Genomic DNA, 18,291 nt, shown 5'->3' with positions numbered 1-18,291 from the left:
GCAAGTGAGCATGCGGCCATTCTGTATGTATCTAATATTGTTGGGAATCATAAAGAAAAAGGACTCGAATCTTGAGTCCTTTTTTTCTTAGACAATTTTCATTGGGGCAGGATTAATTTTATACTTGTAAAATGCGTTAAAAACGAATATTATATTATTTGTGTTTAAAATCGTTCGTATTTTTGGAGGAACTTTAATGTTTAAATTGAAAGAGAACAACACGAATGTAAAAACAGAAATGATGGCCGGAATCACCACCTTCTTTACGATGGTATATATTGTGGTCGTCAATCCAATTATATTGGCAGATGCAGGTGTTCCATTTGAGCAGGTATTTACTGCTACTATTATTGCTGCTGTTGTGGGTACACTTTGGATGGCCTTATTCGCAAACTATCCGATTGCCATCGCTCCTGGCATGGGGCTCAATGCTTACTTTGCATATTCCGTAGTCGGAAACCACCAAAATATTACTTATGAAACTGCCTTTGCTGCAGTATTCATTGCGGGTTTAATTTTCGTCATCTTATCGTTGACGCCTTTCCGCGAAAAGCTTATCGAAGCCATTCCAGTAAACTTGAAGCATGGGATTACTGCAGGGATCGGTCTTTTCATTGCTTTTATCGGATTGCGCTTAACAGGAATCATTGCTGACCATCCGACAAACCTGGTTGCGCTTGGCGATCTTCATTCACCATCTGCATTGCTGGCACTGACAGGCCTTGCAATCACACTTATTTTGATGGTGCTTAATATTAATGGTGCACTATTCTTTGGAATGGTGATCACCGGACTTATTGCGTTTTTCACCGGACAGTTGAATTTTGACCAGGGCTTCATGTCTCTCCCTTCACTGCCTGAGGGAATGATTGTACTTAATCCATTGACCGCCTTGATGGATGTCGTTCAAAACAGCTTATACGCTGTAGTCTTTTCATTCATCCTGGTCACGATTTTTGATACTACAGGTACGATGATCGGGGTAGCCCACCAGGCCGGCCTGATGAAAGGCGATTCAATGCCTAGAGCAAGGGAAGCTTTATTGTCAGACTCGGTTGCCACTGCTGTTGGCGCAATGTTTGGCACAAGCCCGACTACTGCTTATATTGAGTCCTCTTCTGGCGTAGCCGCCGGCGGACGTACTGGCCTGACTTCGCTTACAGTAGCAGTATTATTCATTGCTGCTGCATTCTTCAGTCCGTTAGTTGGAGCTGTCTCAGGCCTTTCGGCAATCACTGCACCTGCCTTGATCATTGTCGGCAGCCTGATGATGGGCAGCATTTCAAATATACAATGGGATCAGCTTGATGAAGCATTCCCGGCATTTCTGATCATTTTAAGCATGCCGCTTACTTCAAGTATCGCGACTGGTATCGCATTGGGCTTCATCTCTTACCCATTATTGAAGATTGTGAAAGGCAGATGGCGCGAAGTTCATCCATTGCTCTATATTTTCGCAGTGCTGTTCTTCTACCAGCTTGCATTTTTACCACATTAATTTGCTGGCTCGCTGAAAAGCGGGCTTTTTCTTTTTTCAGGAGAGTTATCCTTCCTATAGTGACTCTTCTTTTCCTGCAGCATCGTTCTAATGCTTGTCTTTTTCCCATAAAAATAGTGAGAGAGAGTGCATGCATTAAAATGTGCTCGGTTTTGGACAAGGCAGGTGCTTTGAAGAATGGCAGGAAAAATATTCGCTGTATTGATCGGGAGCCTACTGCTTGGTATTGGCGTAAATGGTTTTCTTGTGCCCCATCATCTGCTCGACGGCGGCATGATCGGACTAGGCTTAATCATCCATTACTTTTATGGTTGGCCTACAGGATTGACCATCATTATATTGAGCATCCCTCTGTATTTATTGGCATGGTTTCTTGAGAGAAAGTATTTTTTTCACAGCCTTCATGGATTGATGGTATCCAGCTTATTTATTGATTTATTCGCACCAGCTGAAAAAGGATTGAGTCTGGGCATTTTGCCAAGCGCGATCCTCGGAGGAGTTCTAGTAGGCTGCGGAATAGGATTGATGCTCCGGCATGAAACAAGCACCGGCGGAACCGACCTGCTGGCACAATTGATAAATAAGTTTCTGTCTGTCAATGTAGGCATCTTGATTTTTATTATTGATGGCGTGGTTATCATATCCGGGCTCGGGGTGATTGGCATGGAGAAATTCGTTTACTCGCTTTTGACTATCACTTGTGTGGGCTTGATGACTTCATTATGCGTGATTAAACGGGAGCAATTGACTTAAAGTTTAGTAAAATGTTTTTCCACATTCAAAACGCCAGCTGTGTTTCTTGCTGGCTCTCGTTGTAAAATTCACCTTAGATAAAGATCAAAAATCCCTACATTTTATTTTAGATTGTAAGGTAAAACAGGGCTGCTGATTTCCGTTCCAGTCGCTTCGCTTTCCGCGGGGCTGGCGCTGAGCCTCCTCGTCGCTTTGCTCCTGCGGGGTCTCACCTGTCCAGCTGCGCCCGCAGGACTCTGAAAAGCTTCCTCGAATGGACCCACGCACGATGGAAATGCGATAGCATTTTCAGAGGAGTCTACGCGCCTTCCACTCCAATCAACAGGACTTTTAACAAGAATACAACTGCTTTTTATACACTTCTTTTATAGACAAACTAGCCAGCCAAAAATATCTTTGGCTGGCTTTGTTGTGATTTGATTTAATTAAGCTTCTGCCTCAATCTTCGTGTTCATATCTCCATAAACAGCAGGATCGATTTCTTTTGTGATCCGGCTGGTGAGGATGCCTGATGTCATGGATCCGCTGACGTTAACGGCTGTTCTGCCCATGTCAATCAGCGGTTCAATTGAAATCAGCAAACCGGCAAGGGCGATTGGCAGATTCAATGCAGACAGTACAAGCAATGCTGCAAAAGTAGCTCCGCCCCCGACACCAGCAACTCCGAATGAGCTGATGGCCACTATTGCAATAACCGTTGCGATGAAGGACGGCGTTAGTGGATCGATTCCGACTGTCGGCGCAATCATGACTGCTAGCATGGCAGGATAGATGCCGGCACAGCCGTTCTGGCCGATCGATAATCCGAACGAGCCTGCGAAGTTGGCAATTCCTTCAGGTACACCAAGGGAACGCTGCGTTTTGATGTTCAATGGCAATGCACCCGCACTTGTTCTAGATGTGAACGCAAACGCCAGTACAGGGAATGCTTTTTTAATATATGTGACCGGATTCAAGCCGGCGATCGTCAGCAGCAGCAGATGTATTAGGAACATGATGGCCAGTGCTACATAGGATGCAAGCACAAACTTGCCAAGCTTTAGGATGGCATCAAAATCGCTCATTGCCACTGTTTTCGTCATTATGGCCAGGACCCCATATGGAGTAAGGCGCAGAATCAGCGTTACGACTCTCATGATGACCGCGTAGAATGCATCAACGATTTTTGCAAAAAGCTCTGCCTGTTCTGGTGACTTCCTTCTGACTCCAAGATAGGCAATTCCAAGAAATGCTGCAAAAATGACTACTGAAATTGTTGAGGTCGGACGTGCACCAGTGAAGTCCAGGAATGGGTTCGCAGGCAGAAGGTCAAGAATCTGCTGCGGCATTGTGCGCCCTTCAATTCCTCCATATGTTTGCTCCAGCTGTTCCGCTCGAGCCTGCTCAGCATCCCCCTGTGTGATTTGTACAGCCTCCAGGTCAAAGCCAACTGCTGTGGCAATCCCTACTGCTGCCGCAACAGCTGTTGTTCCGACCAGCAGCCCTAAAATCAGGGTGCTGATTTTCCCAATATTGTTCGTCAGCTTTAATTTTGTGAATGCCGCCAAGATTGAGATGAATACAAGCGGCATAACAACCATCTGCAGGAATTTTACATAACCGCTTCCCACGAGGCTGAACCAGTCAGCGCTCTTGGTGATGACCTCTGAGCCTGCACCATACGCAAGCTGCAGAGCAAAGCCAAATGCAATACCGATTCCAAGTGCGATGAACACCCGTTTGGAAAACGATACATGTTTTTTCTGCAGGTAAAATAAACCGGAAATGATGACTAGTAAAATAGCAATATTTAAAATTACAAGACCAGTTGTCACTCACTTTCCCCCCTAATTCTTTCTTAATGAATTTCTCTGTTAAATCAGGCTGATGATTTCCGTTCCAGGCGCTTCGCTTTCCTCGGGGGCGTGCGGTGAGCCTCCTCGTCGCTTTACTCCTGCGGGGTCTCACCTGTCACGCTGCATCCCGCAGGAGTCTACGCACCTTCCGCTCCAATCATCAGCAGTTAAATAAATTAACATTAGATTAAAACAGAACTTAATGAAAAAATAATATTACATGTATTCCAATAAGTCAACTCGGAATTAAAATTCCTCCTTTTCTGAAGAAGTTTATATATAGATATTTATGTTTCGATGGAAAGTTCCATGCCAGTGAAAAATTTCACCTTGCACCTTTGCCCTTCGATGATTATACGATAATAGCAACGCGACATCAGACTTCAAGGGAGGATGTACTTTGACTGCAATAATTATCTCGCTGGCTTTGTTATTCTTGCTTGTATTTTTCATGATGGGTTTTGTCTCCCTTTCCAGGAGGGCAGCAAACACTTTTCTATATTTCATCCTTGCAGCAGTCAGCCTGTTACTATTGATTACTGTCCTATTTTTCAGCGCCAGCCTGGAGACTCATGCATTCCTCTATTTTTGGCTTGAATTGTTTAACATGTCTCGCTGAAAATAAAACAAAACAAAAAGCCATCATTTTTGATGGCTTTTGATATTACATGACTTTTAAAATGGCTTCTATTTCTTGTTTGTTATTTTCAAAGCCGATCAAAACCTTTTTTTCTTTAATAAACATAAGCTTTGTGCTTGTAAAAACAAAGGCCGGAACGATGATCGAGCCTGTCATTTCCTTCATCAGTCTTTCTTTTTCAGGCTGCCCCTGGACATTGATTTCCTCATACGGGATGTTGCGCTGCGAAAGGAACTCCTTCGCTTCCTGGCAATCTGTTCACATAGGTCTGGTGAAGAGTGTCAGCGAGTTCTTTGCCATGAATATGCCTCCTCTGCAAATACTATTATCGGTATATCTTCATTATAAAGAAAACATGAAGATTTGCGAACCTGAGGGACAAAACAAAAACGCAGCTGCCAATATACTTTCTCTAGCAAAAAAACTTAAAAGAGCAGTGCCTGTACATCTGTGACAGTATTCCTGGCAATGAAACTTTATACGCCTTCTGCTGCCGGCAATGAAACGATAAAGGTGCTTCCTTTGCCGTATTCAGACTCTATCCTGATATCACCATGATGGACTTGGACAATTTCCTTTACGATTGCCAGGCCAAGCCCGGTGCCGCCGATCGATCTTCGGTCGGTGTTATCGACCCGGTAAAACTTTTCAAAAACCTTGTCAATCGATTCAGGCGGGATGCCGAGGCCTTCATCTTTGATTTCGACATTAACCAGCCCATTTTTCTCATAAACAGCAATTTTCACTTCCCCACCCTCAGGTGAGTATTTAATGGCGTTATGGATTAGATTGGTGAATGCCTGTCCCAGCTTCTCCTTGTCCCCGGCAACTTTGTCACATCCGCCGGTGAACTCAAGCCGAACTTCGTGTTTATCTGTTTGTACCTTCTGCAAATCAATTACATTTTTTATGATTGGCAGCAGTTCGAGCTCTTCATTTTCATACGATTGTTTTCCTGCTTCCATTCGCTGGATATCAAGAAAATCGTTGATCAGGGCCGTGAGACGTCCAGCTTCATTGTATATCGTCGTTAAATATTTCTTTTGGCGATCAGGTTTAAGGTCCCTATTCATGATCAATTCTGTAAAGCCTATAATGCTTGCAAGCGGTGTCCTAAGTTCATGGCTGACAGTGCTGACAAATTCAGATTTAATTTGATCCGCCTCAAACTCTTTTGTGATGTTCCGGTGGACAAATATTGTCCCAATCCTGGTGCCTTCATGGAACAGCCCTTCACAATATACTTTGAACACCTGTCCGTTTTTGTTTTTATAAATATACTCCGTATCATCGCCAGAACAACCACCTGGGCTGAAAATCTCCTGTCTCAGGAATTCTATGAAGCCTTCTGGTCCTTCAATGTGTCTGCCAAGCAATCCGCTCCATTCCTCCCAGCTGCAGCTTTCCATTTCCTGCAGCCTTTCGGGGCAGCCAAACAGCTCGCAAAACTGCTTATTGACCTGAAGGATATCTCCTTTTGTATCAACGAGCTGGACCCCTTCCTGGATTGTATCTAGAATATCCTGGTTTAGGCGCCTTGCCTCTTCGGATTTTTGATACAGGCTTATTTTATCCAAGGCTATGCCGATGTTTTTGGCAAGGGCTTCGTATTCGTCCATTTTTCTCGTCTCAAAAGGAGCAGTGGTACGGCTGAAGGCCATGATGGCTACAAGCTTTTTCCCGGCTAAAAAAACAGGAAGATATAAATCATGGGCATACATCTGATCAGTATGGAATCCTTTTTCATCAACTGCAGATTCCCTTTTTAACAGCATGGGCATCCGCTCTGCCTGGAGTCTCTCCACAATGCCGCTTACCAATAGATTCCCTCTGAATTGCCTAACTCCCTCTGGTGATATTCCATAGGAGGCGTAAGAATCATCATTGATGAAAGCAATGATCCCTTTTTCAGCGCCAATGATCGGGCACATATTCATGACTACACTTTCGAGCACTTCCTGCTTATCAAGCGAATTGGCAATTTTGTTGATAAGCTCATTCCGCCTGCTGAGCTTTTGTTCATTGACTGTAAGGATATCAAGTGTTTCCTGGAGCTCGAGCTGCTGTGCGTGGAGTTCGTCCTGCTGGGCAATCAGCTCTTCATTCTGGGCGAGAAGATTTTGCTCATTCTCCTGGATGCTTTTAATCATATGATTAAAGGCAACAGATAGGATACCGAGTTCATCATCGCGTTCCAATTCCACTCCGATTACCGCTTCCCGGCCGCTGGCAACCTCATTTGCAGCTAAGGCAAAACTTGCAAGAGGCTTGGCGATATCACTGAACATAAGCCTGGTGATCCTAAGCAGGACCATGAGAAAGACAAGAATAAAAATGATAAAGGCAACCTGTACATATGACTGCTTATTCGTCAGCTCCTGAAAATTCGCGTCGATTTGCCTGTCGATATCATCGTTATAAGCCTGTATCTTATCCTGGATGCTATTGATCCTGTCCGTCGCCCCGCCATTCGCTGTAGCTTTGACCGCTTCGATATCGCCATTTTCAAAGCTTTCAAGAGAACCTGGCAGCTTCATTATAAAATAATAGTCGGTAAACCCTTCAAGCTCATTGACAAATTGTTCTTCCTCTAAGCTGGAAACCCTCTCCCTGAGTAAGCCGGTCAATTCTCTGATTTCTGGTTCCTTTTCCAGTGCTTTATTTTTGAGTGTTATATTTCCATAAGCTATATAACCGCGGACATCCATGAAGGCCAGGGTGTAAGCTTCTGCTATTTTCTGGACCAGGCGTTCCTTATCCTCAAGTGTCCTCGTTTTTGCAGCATAATCCTGGTTAAGATCATAAAAGGAATAGAGCAGGATACCAGCGAGGATCATGAAGGCGGCGATGAAGCCGCTCATCATGTAAATATAGCGCCGGACCAGACTGGTTTTATTGAACTTCATCTTCTTCATGCAGTATATCTCTCACTTTTCCGAGGAGTTCCATCGGGCTGAAGGGCTTGGAGATAAAAAAATCCGCCCCCGCCGACATGGCTTTTTCCTGTTCAGATTGCTGGCTTTTGGCCGATAACATCAATATCGTGACATGTTTATTCATTTCGCCATTTCGGACTTTTTCAATTACCTCGACTCCTGAGTAGGCAGGCATCATATAATCGATGATCACAAGCTCATACGGTTTTGTCTCCAGGAGATCAACAGCTTCCTGACCATCCTTCGCCTCATCCACCCCAAAATCTTCTTCCTCAAGCGTATCGATAATGAGCATTCTTAAAATTTCATCGTCCTCGGCCAGTAAAATCCTTTTCACTCTTTTTCCTCCTTGCTGGCAGTACTGCTGAAGGCTTCCTTCATGATTCCGTAAGACTTCTTTATCCGCTCATAAAACTGGGGCTGCTCCCATTCCTTCCAGCTGAAGCTGATAGAGTTCACTAGTTTTCCAGTATCATTTTCCGGTAGGGCAGAAGAAATTTCTCCCCCGCTTACGGTGACAGCTGCAATTTCCATTTTCTCGAGTTTCTCACTGCCTGCAAGCCCCTGCTCATACAGATTGCCCATGATTTCCTTCATTCCTGGATCCTTCATATTCAACAGCTGCCATGGAATTCTGATTTCCGCAGTCTTTTTGTCTGGGCTAATACTTATATCGGCGAGTGAATCGAATTTTGCATCTGCCGGATTGGCTGTTCCGAATTTTAAGATGCCAGTTTCATAGGATTGAAAAGGCAATGTTTCCCTGGTTGCCGGCAAGATCATCTCTTTATTAAGCGCCAGCCTGATAGGGTTGAAGATTCCATTGTTATTCCTCTCCGCTTCCTTTTGCTCTGGAATCATTTTCAGCATTCTTCCATACTGGTAATAGAACGGATCGTAATAGCTGTCCACGAGGACCCTTGACTGCTCAGGCCCTTTTAGTTCCACAGCGAAATCCGCACCAAAGGCAGTGCTCACCTTCAAACCATCATTCATCATGAAGTTTTGCTGGCCCTGATTCTGGATTGTGTCAATCAGGAGATAGGTACTCTGTTTTTCCCAATTAATTGGCTTTGCGTAATCAAGCCTCAGATACAGATGAGCTTCATCTGCAGCAGCAAAGAACTGCCTCACATCACCCGTCGATGTTGCAGATAACGGCTTGATTCCCTTTTTCTCCCAGTCACCGATCCTGCCATCCACAAAAATAGCAGAGCTCTGTTTCCCGGGCTCGAAGCTTAATAAGCCAAAATTCTGTTCATTCGTCTGGCGGTTCTGCCAATATGGACGGCGGTGCGGATTATCGTAATCCATCGTGTTCCACGTGCGCTTGAACCATTCGTCCTGCCACGCAAACACCATTCCCCCTGTATAACCCTCTTCCACAATCGACTTGAACATCGCACTGTTCATTTCACCCTGCTGCTCTTCTGACAGGAATCCCTGGTTCATTCCTGATGCACTTTTGTGGGTGAGGCCCCTTGAGGCGGGAACCCCAAATTCAGCCACGAGGACAGGCATTTCATGGGCGCTGATTAAATCATGCAAATAACCGGCATACGGGTTAGTTTTTCCATGCTGATCCTTGTAGCCCAGATATTTTTCTTCGTAGTTCAAAAAGTCAGGATAATAGGGATATACGTGGTATGACGCAAACAAGCCTGCGTTGAACTTATCCGTTTTTTCAATATGGTTGGGATTTACCGACACCATATCCTCTGTCTCAAGAGGCTCACTCGGATGGTCAAGGAGATCAGTTGTCACCCAGTTTGTAAAGCTCATCGTATGCTGCCAGCTATATTGTTCAGTCTCATAGCCTGCCGTGAATTCCATCATCTGTGCGAGCCAGATTTCAAAAGGCTCTGCCTCTTTAGTTTTAAAATAGCTGCCAGTAAACTGGCTGCTGCCTTTATGTTTCCTGTTTGTGTTCAGGACTGCTCCGGGATCCCACTCAGTACCGATGATGAATCCCAGTACATATGGAGAAATATCGTGTGCATATGTCCCTGATGAATGCCCAGGGCTTGGAGGGATTTCGGCTTTTCCATGGACGATATCAACCATTTGCTTTAGCTCGCGCTGAAAATCTGCAGTGACTTCCTTTGAAAAAGCATCCTGTGCCCCCACCATCAGCTCCTCATTCACCCAGGCCCCGTGGAATAAATACAAAGGCTGATCGGCTGTCCTGTTATATTCATAAAAAGCCTCGTAAAACTCAGGAGGATGCAGGGTATATATCCTGATGGCATTGGCATTCATCCCGCCAATAAGCTTGAACCACCGGAGGTATTCCTCCTTCGTGATCGCCGCCTCACCCGGGAATGCTCCAGGCTTGCCCATCCCAATATTGACTCCTTTTATCAATAGACTTTCCCATTCTCCATCCCGCTGGATTTGGAAATCATTCTTAGTCGTCTTACTGTTATAGGCAATATTTTCATTTACTGCTCGTGCTGGTTCTGCAGCTTTGCTTTTTTCATGCAGGCCATTGGCAAAAATCTCCCTGATCATCGGCAGATAGGTGGACCAGTAAAAAGACTTATCGCCAAGTGTCGCTTTTTTCCACGAAGTCAATCCCGCTGTCTGATAGATTCCCGGAACCTCTGCCTCATCAGCATAATCACCCGCAAAATAGAAGGATGAGTATTGTTTATTCTGATGATGTATGACTGCCGGGAATTGCAGCGGGATTCCATAGCCAGCCAATCTGTCCGCTGCTTCCTTATTCTTCAGGGGCAATTTGTAGGTGGCCAGAACTTCATCATTATCCACAGGCTGGATTATATCAAACCAGTATTGGTATGATGAGTCCAATTCCTCTTCAAATAATGCTTTGCCGGCTTTGGTTAGCTTGAAATCCAGGCCATTTCCCGCGAGCTCCGTCTCATCAAGGACAACGATGAAATCATCCTCATTGACAAAAACAAATCCGCCGCCGGCAAAATTCCAGCTTCCTGTCTGCATGCTATACTGGTCGATGAGCCATCTTGGTACTTCCTTGCCTTCCAAATTTGAAAAATACCGGCCTGTCCAGCCGCTCCATTTAACATTGAGCAAGTTGGTCATCTGCCTGCGGACTATTTCCTCTGTGGGGCTGCCGAAAGTGTTGAATTCGGCAATCAGCGTTTTATTCCCCTTCAGCAGTGTCTGCTCCAGTGAATCGACATCCTCCTGCTGGAGTCCGCCATATAATTGCGCTGATTTTTTTCCTGTTTCATTCCGGCCATTGAATTCTTCCTCATATACTCCATAAAGGTCGGTCAAGTAGATTACCTTGTACGAGTCCATATTTTCCGGAAGCTTTCCTGTTGTATAGGATGACTCTTGATGCTTAAAGCCAATATAATCGTTTTCAGCAGAATAGCGGCTGCCATCTCTCTTCACATACTTTTCATTGTTCAAAAACCAGGTAAGTCCCTTATGCTCGCGATAGCTTTGATCTGGTACAGTCTTGTCTACAATCAGGATGTCCAGCGTTTTCTCTGATTTTAAATGCCAGAGCCAGAAGGGACTTGAAACAACCGCTATGACAAGGATAATAAATATCAGGATCAGCGTCTGAGGCCTTTTATCTATAAATGTTCTCATTGTGATACACCTTTTCTCTTCATTTCTCCCCAGCCTTTTTCTCCCCTGATCATTTGCCAGATTCCCTCACAGCGCCATAAGACTGTCAGCGGCCGGTACCACAGTGTTTCGGTCAGTGAATAGAGGAAAAGCTTCAGCAAATCTGATATACGCGGGTATTTTCTGAGACTCCACTCCTCAAGCAGGATTGCAAATGCGGAGAATAAGGAGCCGTACAGACAGGACAATAAGAATATTAAAATCGCAAACTCTAAATAAATCCCCCCGATAAATAGGGAGAAGATAATATAAAGATAGCCTGAGAGCTCCACAATCGGGCCGAAAAATTCGACTATCCAAAAATACGGAAAGGAAATAAACCCAATCTGTTTGTATTTTGGATTCAGCATAAGCTTCCTGTGGATCCACAGGCTTTCAAATAAGCCACGATGCCAGCGCCGCCGCTGCCGCTTTAAATACTTTATATTTTCTGGTACTTCAGTCCAGCAAACAGGATCGGGGACATAGACAATCCGTTTTTTCTCGCCCGATTCTTTTAACAGTCGATGGATCCTGACGACAAGCTCCATGTCCTCCCCGACTGTATCCGTCCTGTAGCCGCCCGCCTTCACGACCCAGTGCTTTGAAAAAACACCAAAAGCGCCTGAGATGATCAGAAGCAGATTATGCCTGCTGAGCCCGATCCTCCCCATCAGAAAAGCCCTCAGGTATTCAATTACCTGCATGATGACGAGCGGATTCTTCGATAATCCTATTCTCAAAACCTCGCCATTCCTGATTTCACATCCATTCGCAATCCGGACACTCCCGCCAGAAGCAATCACATCCTCATTGGAATTGATGATTGGCTTCATCACCTTCAGGAATGCATCCCTCTCGAGAACCGAATCTCCATCCAGTGAACAAACATACGGATAGTGGGAAAAGTTCAGCCCGGCATTAAGCGCATCTGCCTTGCCGCCATTATCCTTATCAATCAGGAATAGGGATGGCAGCACCTGTGACTGGTAAACCTTTTTCACAGGTTTTGAATCTACTTGTTTTCGGATAACTTTATGAATCTCTTTCATTTCATAATGTTCAATCATTCTTTCCAGCGTCGCATCTGAAGAACCATCATTGACGACTATGATTTCAAAGACAGGATAATTGATGCTCAACAGTGAACGGATGCTGTGGACGACCCCGGCCTCCTCGTTAAAGGCCGGTACAATGATCGATACTGGTTTTGTATAGATATCCTCGGCATAATCACTGTACGATTTGTTTCGGTCAAGCTTGTATTCTTTCCTTAATTGGATGACCGAGATCAGCATGACTACAGAATAGAAGCTAATGACGATAACCATATAAACCATAATAAACCAGGCGAAAAAAACACTGATATCCTGCAGCCCATTCATGTTTGTATAACTCCTTTATTCAGCCATTCCCAGGCCATATCCCTCGCAAATGTATCTTCACTATCCGCAATTACTTCCTTTAAGATTTTTCTTCCTTTCGGGAACATTGTGATCGATTGGCCAGCCTGGGACCGTACCCACCAGGATGGATCCTTAAGAAGCTGGACGAGTTCCGGCAATGCGGGCTCAACTTTCATTACTCCGGCGAGCCTTGCAGCCAGCATCCGTTCCTCCCAGTTCACGGAATGCAGCAATGGCAGATATTGCTCCAGCCGGCGAACATGTCCGATGGAGACAACCGCCTTTAATGCACGGACCTTTTCCTCCCCAGAACTGACCGAGAACACAGATTCAGTGAAATTCAGGTATTTAAGCTCTTTTTTCAGGCCGGCAAGATCCAGGATCGCAATCTTCAGCTGATGCTGGCAGGCATGGTAACCGAGAACGAAAAGATCGAATCTGTCATTCCCCAAACGTGAAAGAATACTGCGATACTCCAAATAAGAGAGCTCCTTGTATTTCCCAGTCAGCAGGTCGTAAATTTCCGCAGACTGGAGATGCGCCATGATTGACAATGCCTTGATCTCTTCTTCTTTAGTGGTTTTCTTTTGGCTTAGCAATCGGAGGATATCAGCTTTAAGGCTGTGCATCTCAAATGCATCAATATGATAAAGAGCATTCATTCGCGTACTCCATTTCATGCTCCGCAAATTTCTTCTATAATGATGGGCTAGCATGCTTTCTGCGATCCTGTTAAGATTTGTTTTCTCTTCTGTTCCCTCCAGGACCTCTGAGTAATGGCTTAGCAACTCCTGGATTGCCGTTTTCCTGGCAGCAGAATCACCCTGAAGGGCGCGCAGGACATCCCCGGTAAGGATCGAATGAAGCATCTTTTCATTCATTCGTTCCTTGAGGTGCTCAATATTTTTGCGCAGCCTGATTTCCATGGCCTTTCTGCCAATAAGATAAATAAGCAGCATAATAAGCAGTCCCAATAAACCCGAAAATACTATTACAAGAAATTGAATTTCATCTTTTATCATCTATAGCATCCTTTGGATCAGTCTCTGGATTCTGGCCTGAAGCTCAGTAATGCTGAAAGGCTTAGTGACATAATCATCAGCTCCAAGCTTAAGTGCCCGGGCGATATCGTATTCGGTCTTTCTCCCTGTCAGCATCAAGACATGCACCTGATTGGAATGCTGCCTATTTTTCACGCGCGTAAGGACCTCAATCCCATCCATTACCGGCATCACACCATCGAGTACAATGAAATGCTTTCCTTTTTCGCCGAGACGGCCTGACTCAAAAAATTTCTCGCCATTTTCGAATGCTTCAATATTGAGATTGACTTTGCTTATCTCCATATTTTTCAGCACCCTTACAAGAAGCGTACGGATGATGGCATCGTCATCGATCACCGAAACATTCAAGGTATTGTGTTCTGCATCCACTGCTTCATTTGCACTTTCAACCCGCGCACGTCCATTACCTTTTGCCTTGTATAACGCCTGGTCGGCCAGCTTAAGTATCTCGAGGCCGCTTTCTCCTGGATGGCTGACCATGTAGATACCTGCGGAAAAACTTACATTAAAGGAATCACCATTAGCGGTAAAAGTTTTGGCGGAAAATTCATCAAGGAGCCTTTTTACCACTTCACTTGCTTCTTCAGCATTCGTCCTTGGAAACAGGATGACGAATTCTTCTCCTCCGTACCTGAATACTATATCCGTACTCCTGACCGCCCCCTTCAGGAAGGATGCGAAGTCCTCCAGTACCTTATCCCCAATGATATGGCCATAGCTGTCATTGATATTTTTAAAATAATCAAGATCAAACAAAGAAACTGTAAAAGGAATATTTGAACGTTCATAGTCCTTTATGTATCTGTCCAGCAGATCAAACAGGAATCTCCGGTTATAGACCTGTGTCAGCTCATCGATCAGGACGGATTGATCAAAAATCTGCTTCCTCTGAAGCTGGCGATTGATCCTGACCACGAATTCTTCCATATCAATCGGCTTTACGATAAAGTCATCCGCGCCCATTTCATAGGCATTGATCCGCGTATCACGGTCATTTTTAAAACTCAGGATGACCTTAGGGATGAATTGCTTGTGGTTATGCTGCTGAATATTCTCCAGTACCTGGAAGTCATTTTTTGCTGGCAGATCCACATCGATCACAAGGCAATCAGGCTGCAGATCATAGTATTGGTCAACCGCCTTATCTGGCTCGGTGCTTGTGATCACCATCCAGCCCTTTTCCTCCAACGCTTCCTTCAAAAGGATCAGAAGCGAGACATCCTCGTCGATAATCTGGATCAGCGGCAGCTCTCCACAGCATGGCTCCTCATTTTTCGGTTCAGTTTCGTTAAAATGCTCATATTCATAGCTTAGCCGAATCAGTTCGTAGAGAAATTCTCTAAGGTCATTCTTTCTCCAGCTCTGCTCCTCCTTTGATTCGAGCTGCTCCAGAAGCCTGGTTGATAAATGCAGCAATCCCCATAGCTGAACAGTTCCGGAAGTCCCTTTTACAGAATGCAAAAAGCGATAAACTTCTTCATTCTCGATGGGTTCCAGTTCAGGACCTTCATCGAACCATTGGGCAATTTGCTTTTTTATTTTTTCAAATAATAAAACCTGATATTTTTCAATAGCCATGCTTTAATCACCTCGGAAAATAAACCACCTGAAAACAGATTTAGAATACAAAAACAACGGCCCTGAGTACCGGCCGTTTCTTCATAATACTTTGATTATATATTAATTCTTCTTGCACTTGTCGACAAAGATTTACAATTTTTAGTTACCACTTTATTCCTTATAAGTATAAAAAATATGCATGAAAAAGAAAAAATTTACAATCCTGTTAGGAAGTTGTGTTAAAGTAAAAGTAATATATCCGAATAATTTGTCAATTATTGAAGTTTGAAATTGAACAAGCAATAGGACAGGAGATATACTATGGATTTGTTAACCGTTCTCGTTCTCGATTTAATTGTTATTTTAATTACTACTTTTTTCTTTCAATTCTTTATTGTAGAGCGTTTCCCGCTGTTTTTTCAAAAATACACTAAACCATTGATTATCCTCATTGCCGGGCTGCAAATCATTTTTTGTATCACCTTCTCGCTCATTTCCACTGTTAACTTCATATTTGATTTGCGATTAATCCCACTAGTACTTGGCGGTTTGTATGGCGGTCCCATCGTCAGCATCACCTTATTTGTGATCACCCTTGCCTTTCGCATCCCCATGGGCGGCAGCGGGATTTGGGTCAGCTTTTTCAATACCCTGACAATTACTGTTTTCATCTCTTATATCTCAATCCATTTCAGGCAGTACGCCTTAGTTAAGAAGCTTTGCACTGTAGCTGGCATTGCCGTTGCCTATTCGATATTGATATTCCTGATGAAGGCAGCCATTTTCAAATCGCCTTCCGATGTACTCTTCATCTTAATTTACGGCTTCACCCTGACAGCTGGAATTTTGATCGTCACCTACTTTGTCGAAATTACAAAACAGAACCATTTTCTATACAACGCTATGATCAAGTCGGATAAAGTAGAGGTTGTCTCCCAGCTCGCGGCCAGTGTCAGCCATGAAGTCAGGAATCCATTGACGGTCACCAGAGGCTTTTTGCAAATGCTAAAGGATCCGACGATTCCAGAGGATAAACGATTATATTACTTGAATACTGCCATCGATGAACTTGATCGTGCCGAGACAATCATTAAGGATTACCTGACATTCGCCAAACCACAATCAGATATCACTTCTGCGATTTCTGTTGAGAGGGAAATTGAAAAAGCACTGGAACTAATCATTCCATATGCCAACCACTACTCGGTGACAATCCAAAAGAATCTGGCGGCAGGTCTGTATATATCCGGGGAATCACAAAAGTTTCATCAATGCATCCTGAATATAATCAAGAATGGGATTGAAGCAATGCCTGAGGGCGGCGTGCTGGAAATCACAACAAGGGAAAAATTGAACGGCTTTGTAACGATCATTATAAAGGATTCAGGCTGCGGCATGAGCCATCAGCAATTATCCAAGCTAGGGGAGCCTTACTTCACTACTAAGGCTGAAAAAGGAACCGGCCTTGGAATGATGGTTGTCTATAAACTCATCAATGAAATGGGCGGGAGCATCGAGGTTACAAGCAAATTAAAAGAAGGCAGCCAATTCACGATAAACCTGCCGCTGACTTCATAGTATTTTTACATAGTACATACAGAAAAGCTTGAAGATGAGTCTTCAAGCTTTTGTTGATTCATTCTATTCCTCAATAAGGTTAAGCACCGGTACATCTCTTTCCATATCGGGTTCTGATTTTGTATATACCCTCGCCATTTTTGTTGTCTCATCGACATGCTGGATGATGACTGGTGTCCCTTCATAGGTTACCGTGATCATTTCTGCTGATTCTGCGATTTCTTTTGCGCGGCCTATGTTCATTGATGCCTTCCTCCTTCTAGATAACAGTCATAATGTATGCTTTTTACCGACATGCTATCCAAAAAGGAACAAGTTTTAAATCTTGAAATTCATCTGGATGATATTCGCTTTTCTTAATGTATCGTAGATGATCACAATGATTGGCCCAATAAAAATACCTGCCAGGCCCAGCAGCTTGAGGCCAATGTACATGCTGACCAGTGATGCCAGCGGAGAGATTCCCAGGCTTTGAGAATATATCTTTGGCTCAATAACCCTTCTTACGACTGTGATGACTAAAAACAGGATGATCAGGCCAATTCCAAGAAAGTTATTATCCTGAAGTATCGCGATTACTGCCCATGGCACAAGCACTGATCCCGTTCCGAGAATCGGCAGGATATCAACGATCACAATGAGCAAGGATAGCAATACAGTGTATTTGACCCCCAGAATGCTTAATCCCGCCATCGCCATAATGAAGGTAACCAGGCTAAGGATGACCTGTGCCTTTAAAAAGCCCACTCCGGCCTTGTTCAGCTGGCTTCCTACAAGAAAGACTTTCTGGCGCGTCTGTTCCTTCAAATACGATTCCAGTTTCACTTTAAGTCTTGGCAGCTCGAGGCTGAACAGGAACAATGCAATTAGATAGACCAGAAACTCGATCAAGAATCCCGGAATGGCGGTAAGCAAATTAATTGTGCTTGCTATTAATTGCTGCAGGAAGGAATCCAGCGAGTTGACATTTTTCTCAATTGTGCCTTCGATTTGGAGGATTACATCATGTGGGAAATTCTTTGAATAGAACTCCCATTTTCCCATTAGAGGCAAGATGGCTGTCCGATAGAAATCCCTTACAAAGGTTGGTGTCCTCTGTGACAGCGATACAGCCTGATGAGCAATGGTTGCTATCAAATTGTAGCCAATGACCCCCAGCAGCAGGACATATCCGATAAAAACAGCCATTACTGCCTGAAGCCTTTTAAAGTTTAGTTTTCTGATGATCCATTGAACCATCCCTTCCAGCATGACTGCTGTTAACAATGCAAAGATCAGTGGAAGGCTGTATGGAACAAGGAAAAGGATGATGACAGCGGCTGCAGCTGTCCAGATCCATTTTTTCCACATGTATTTTATAACTCCCCTTATTGTTTTGCGATTTACTCTTACGTTAACTATATACCATCTTGTTT

13 protein-coding genes and 1 pseudogene are annotated in these 18,291 nt (G+C 44.2%); 4 read left to right on the top strand and 10 right to left on the bottom strand.

The window, feature by feature from the left end; all coding sequences use genetic code 11:
• Nucleotides 1-196: 196 nt before the first annotated feature.
• Complete coding sequence (locus AC3EBE_RS06275) at nucleotides 197-1,498, top strand: NCS2 family permease (RefSeq protein WP_488594164.1); 1,302 nt, start codon at nucleotides 197-199, stop codon at nucleotides 1,496-1,498.
• A 177-nt stretch (nucleotides 1,499-1,675) separates the two neighbouring features.
• Entirely contained in the window at nucleotides 1,676-2,251 is a 576-nt protein-coding gene (locus AC3EBE_RS06270) for a YitT family protein (protein WP_488594163.1), read from the top strand.
• A gap of 425 nt (nucleotides 2,252-2,676) precedes the next feature.
• Here the strand turns inward: AC3EBE_RS06270 and AC3EBE_RS06265 are convergent, their stop codons facing one another.
• Complete coding sequence (locus AC3EBE_RS06265) at nucleotides 2,677-4,065, bottom strand: L-cystine transporter (RefSeq protein ID WP_488594162.1); 1,389 nt, start codon at nucleotides 4,063-4,065, stop codon at nucleotides 2,677-2,679.
• Nucleotides 4,066-4,486: 421 nt separating this feature from the next.
• On the opposite strand from AC3EBE_RS06265, the gene AC3EBE_RS06260 reads away from it, so the two are divergent.
• The gene (locus tag AC3EBE_RS06260) at nucleotides 4,487-4,705 is read left to right on the top strand and encodes a hypothetical protein (RefSeq protein ID WP_488594161.1); all 219 of its coding nucleotides are present in this window, start codon (nucleotides 4,487-4,489) and stop codon (nucleotides 4,703-4,705) included.
• A 45-nt stretch (nucleotides 4,706-4,750) separates the two neighbouring features.
• On the opposite strand, the pseudogene AC3EBE_RS06255 reads toward AC3EBE_RS06260, so the two are convergent.
• From AC3EBE_RS06255 to AC3EBE_RS06225, 7 genes and pseudogenes are all read right to left on the bottom strand, one after another.
• Nucleotides 4,751-4,969 (bottom strand): annotated as a pseudogene (locus AC3EBE_RS06255) (glutaredoxin family protein); the annotation flags it as partial.
• Nucleotides 4,970-5,202: 233 nt separating this feature from the next.
• Entirely contained in the window at nucleotides 5,203-7,641 is a 2,439-nt protein-coding gene (locus AC3EBE_RS06250; protein ID WP_488594160.1) for a HAMP domain-containing sensor histidine kinase, read from the bottom strand.
• Nucleotides 7,619-7,999: a response regulator transcription factor gene (locus AC3EBE_RS06245; protein WP_488594159.1), complete on the bottom strand. Its 381-nt coding sequence runs from the start codon at nucleotides 7,997-7,999 to the stop codon at nucleotides 7,619-7,621. The genes AC3EBE_RS06250 and AC3EBE_RS06245 overlap by 23 nt, the downstream gene beginning before the upstream one ends.
• Nucleotides 7,996-11,250 carry a hypothetical protein gene (locus AC3EBE_RS06240; protein ID WP_488594158.1) on the bottom strand — a complete coding sequence of 1,085 codons (3,255 nt, stop codon included), beginning with the start codon at nucleotides 11,248-11,250 and terminating at the stop codon, nucleotides 7,996-7,998. The genes AC3EBE_RS06245 and AC3EBE_RS06240 overlap by 4 nt, the downstream gene beginning before the upstream one ends.
• Nucleotides 11,247-12,653 carry a glycosyltransferase family 2 protein gene (locus AC3EBE_RS06235; protein ID WP_488594157.1) on the bottom strand — a complete coding sequence of 469 codons (1,407 nt, stop codon included), beginning with the start codon at nucleotides 12,651-12,653 and terminating at the stop codon, nucleotides 11,247-11,249. Before AC3EBE_RS06235 ends, AC3EBE_RS06240 begins: the two co-directional genes overlap by 4 nt.
• Nucleotides 12,650-13,696, bottom strand: coding sequence for a HEAT repeat domain-containing protein (locus tag AC3EBE_RS06230; RefSeq protein ID WP_488594156.1), 1,047 nt, complete (start codon nucleotides 13,694-13,696; stop codon nucleotides 12,650-12,652). Before AC3EBE_RS06230 ends, AC3EBE_RS06235 begins: the two co-directional genes overlap by 4 nt.
• Entirely contained in the window at nucleotides 13,697-15,316 is a 1,620-nt protein-coding gene (locus AC3EBE_RS06225; RefSeq protein ID WP_488594155.1) for a GGDEF domain-containing response regulator, read from the bottom strand.
• A 303-nt stretch (nucleotides 15,317-15,619) separates the two neighbouring features.
• Here AC3EBE_RS06225 and AC3EBE_RS06220 point away from each other — a divergent pair, with 303 nt between their 5' ends.
• On the top strand, nucleotides 15,620-16,876 hold the full coding sequence (locus AC3EBE_RS06220; RefSeq protein WP_488594154.1) for an ATP-binding protein: 1,257 nt from the start codon (nucleotides 15,620-15,622) through the stop codon (nucleotides 16,874-16,876).
• Nucleotides 16,877-16,939: 63 nt separating this feature from the next.
• On the opposite strand, the gene AC3EBE_RS06215 is transcribed toward AC3EBE_RS06220, so the two are convergent.
• Both AC3EBE_RS06215 and ytvI read right to left on the bottom strand, forming a co-directional pair.
• The gene (locus AC3EBE_RS06215) at nucleotides 16,940-17,119 is read right to left on the bottom strand and encodes an H-type small acid-soluble spore protein (RefSeq protein ID WP_488594153.1); all 180 of its coding nucleotides are present in this window, start codon (nucleotides 17,117-17,119) and stop codon (nucleotides 16,940-16,942) included.
• A 75-nt stretch (nucleotides 17,120-17,194) separates the two neighbouring features.
• The gene (gene ytvI / locus AC3EBE_RS06210; protein ID WP_488594152.1) at nucleotides 17,195-18,226 is read right to left on the bottom strand and encodes a sporulation integral membrane protein YtvI; all 1,032 of its coding nucleotides are present in this window, start codon (nucleotides 18,224-18,226) and stop codon (nucleotides 17,195-17,197) included.
• Nucleotides 18,227-18,291 lie beyond the last annotated feature (65 nt).

It is taken from the genome of Mesobacillus sp., assembly GCF_057785455.1.
This window is presented reverse-complemented; position numbering and strand designations above follow the sequence as displayed.

Bases quoted from the DNA above. Each gene is read 5' to 3' on its own strand.
- AC3EBE_RS06275 (WP_488594164.1), top strand. From the start codon at position 197: ATGTTTAAATTGAAAGAGAACAACACGAATGTAAAAACAGAAATGATG.
- AC3EBE_RS06270 (WP_488594163.1), top strand. From the start codon at position 1,676: ATGGCAGGAAAAATATTCGCTGTATTGATCGGGAGCCTACTGCTTGGT.
- AC3EBE_RS06220 (WP_488594154.1), top strand. From the start codon at position 15,620: ATGGATTTGTTAACCGTTCTCGTTCTCGATTTAATTGTTATTTTAATT.
- ytvI (WP_488594152.1), bottom strand. From the start codon at position 18,226: ATGTGGAAAAAATGGATCTGGACAGCTGCAGCCGCTGTCATCATCCTT.
- AC3EBE_RS06215 (WP_488594153.1), bottom strand. From the start codon at position 17,119: ATGAACATAGGCCGCGCAAAAGAAATCGCAGAATCAGCAGAAATGATC.
- AC3EBE_RS06250 (WP_488594160.1), bottom strand. From the start codon at position 7,641: ATGAAGAAGATGAAGTTCAATAAAACCAGTCTGGTCCGGCGCTATATT.
- AC3EBE_RS06225 (WP_488594155.1), bottom strand. From the start codon at position 15,316: ATGGCTATTGAAAAATATCAGGTTTTATTATTTGAAAAAATAAAAAAG.
- AC3EBE_RS06235 (WP_488594157.1), bottom strand. From the start codon at position 12,653: ATGAATGGGCTGCAGGATATCAGTGTTTTTTTCGCCTGGTTTATTATG.
- AC3EBE_RS06240 (WP_488594158.1), bottom strand. From the start codon at position 11,250: ATGAGAACATTTATAGATAAAAGGCCTCAGACGCTGATCCTGATATTT.
- AC3EBE_RS06230 (WP_488594156.1), bottom strand. From the start codon at position 13,696: ATGATAAAAGATGAAATTCAATTTCTTGTAATAGTATTTTCGGGTTTA.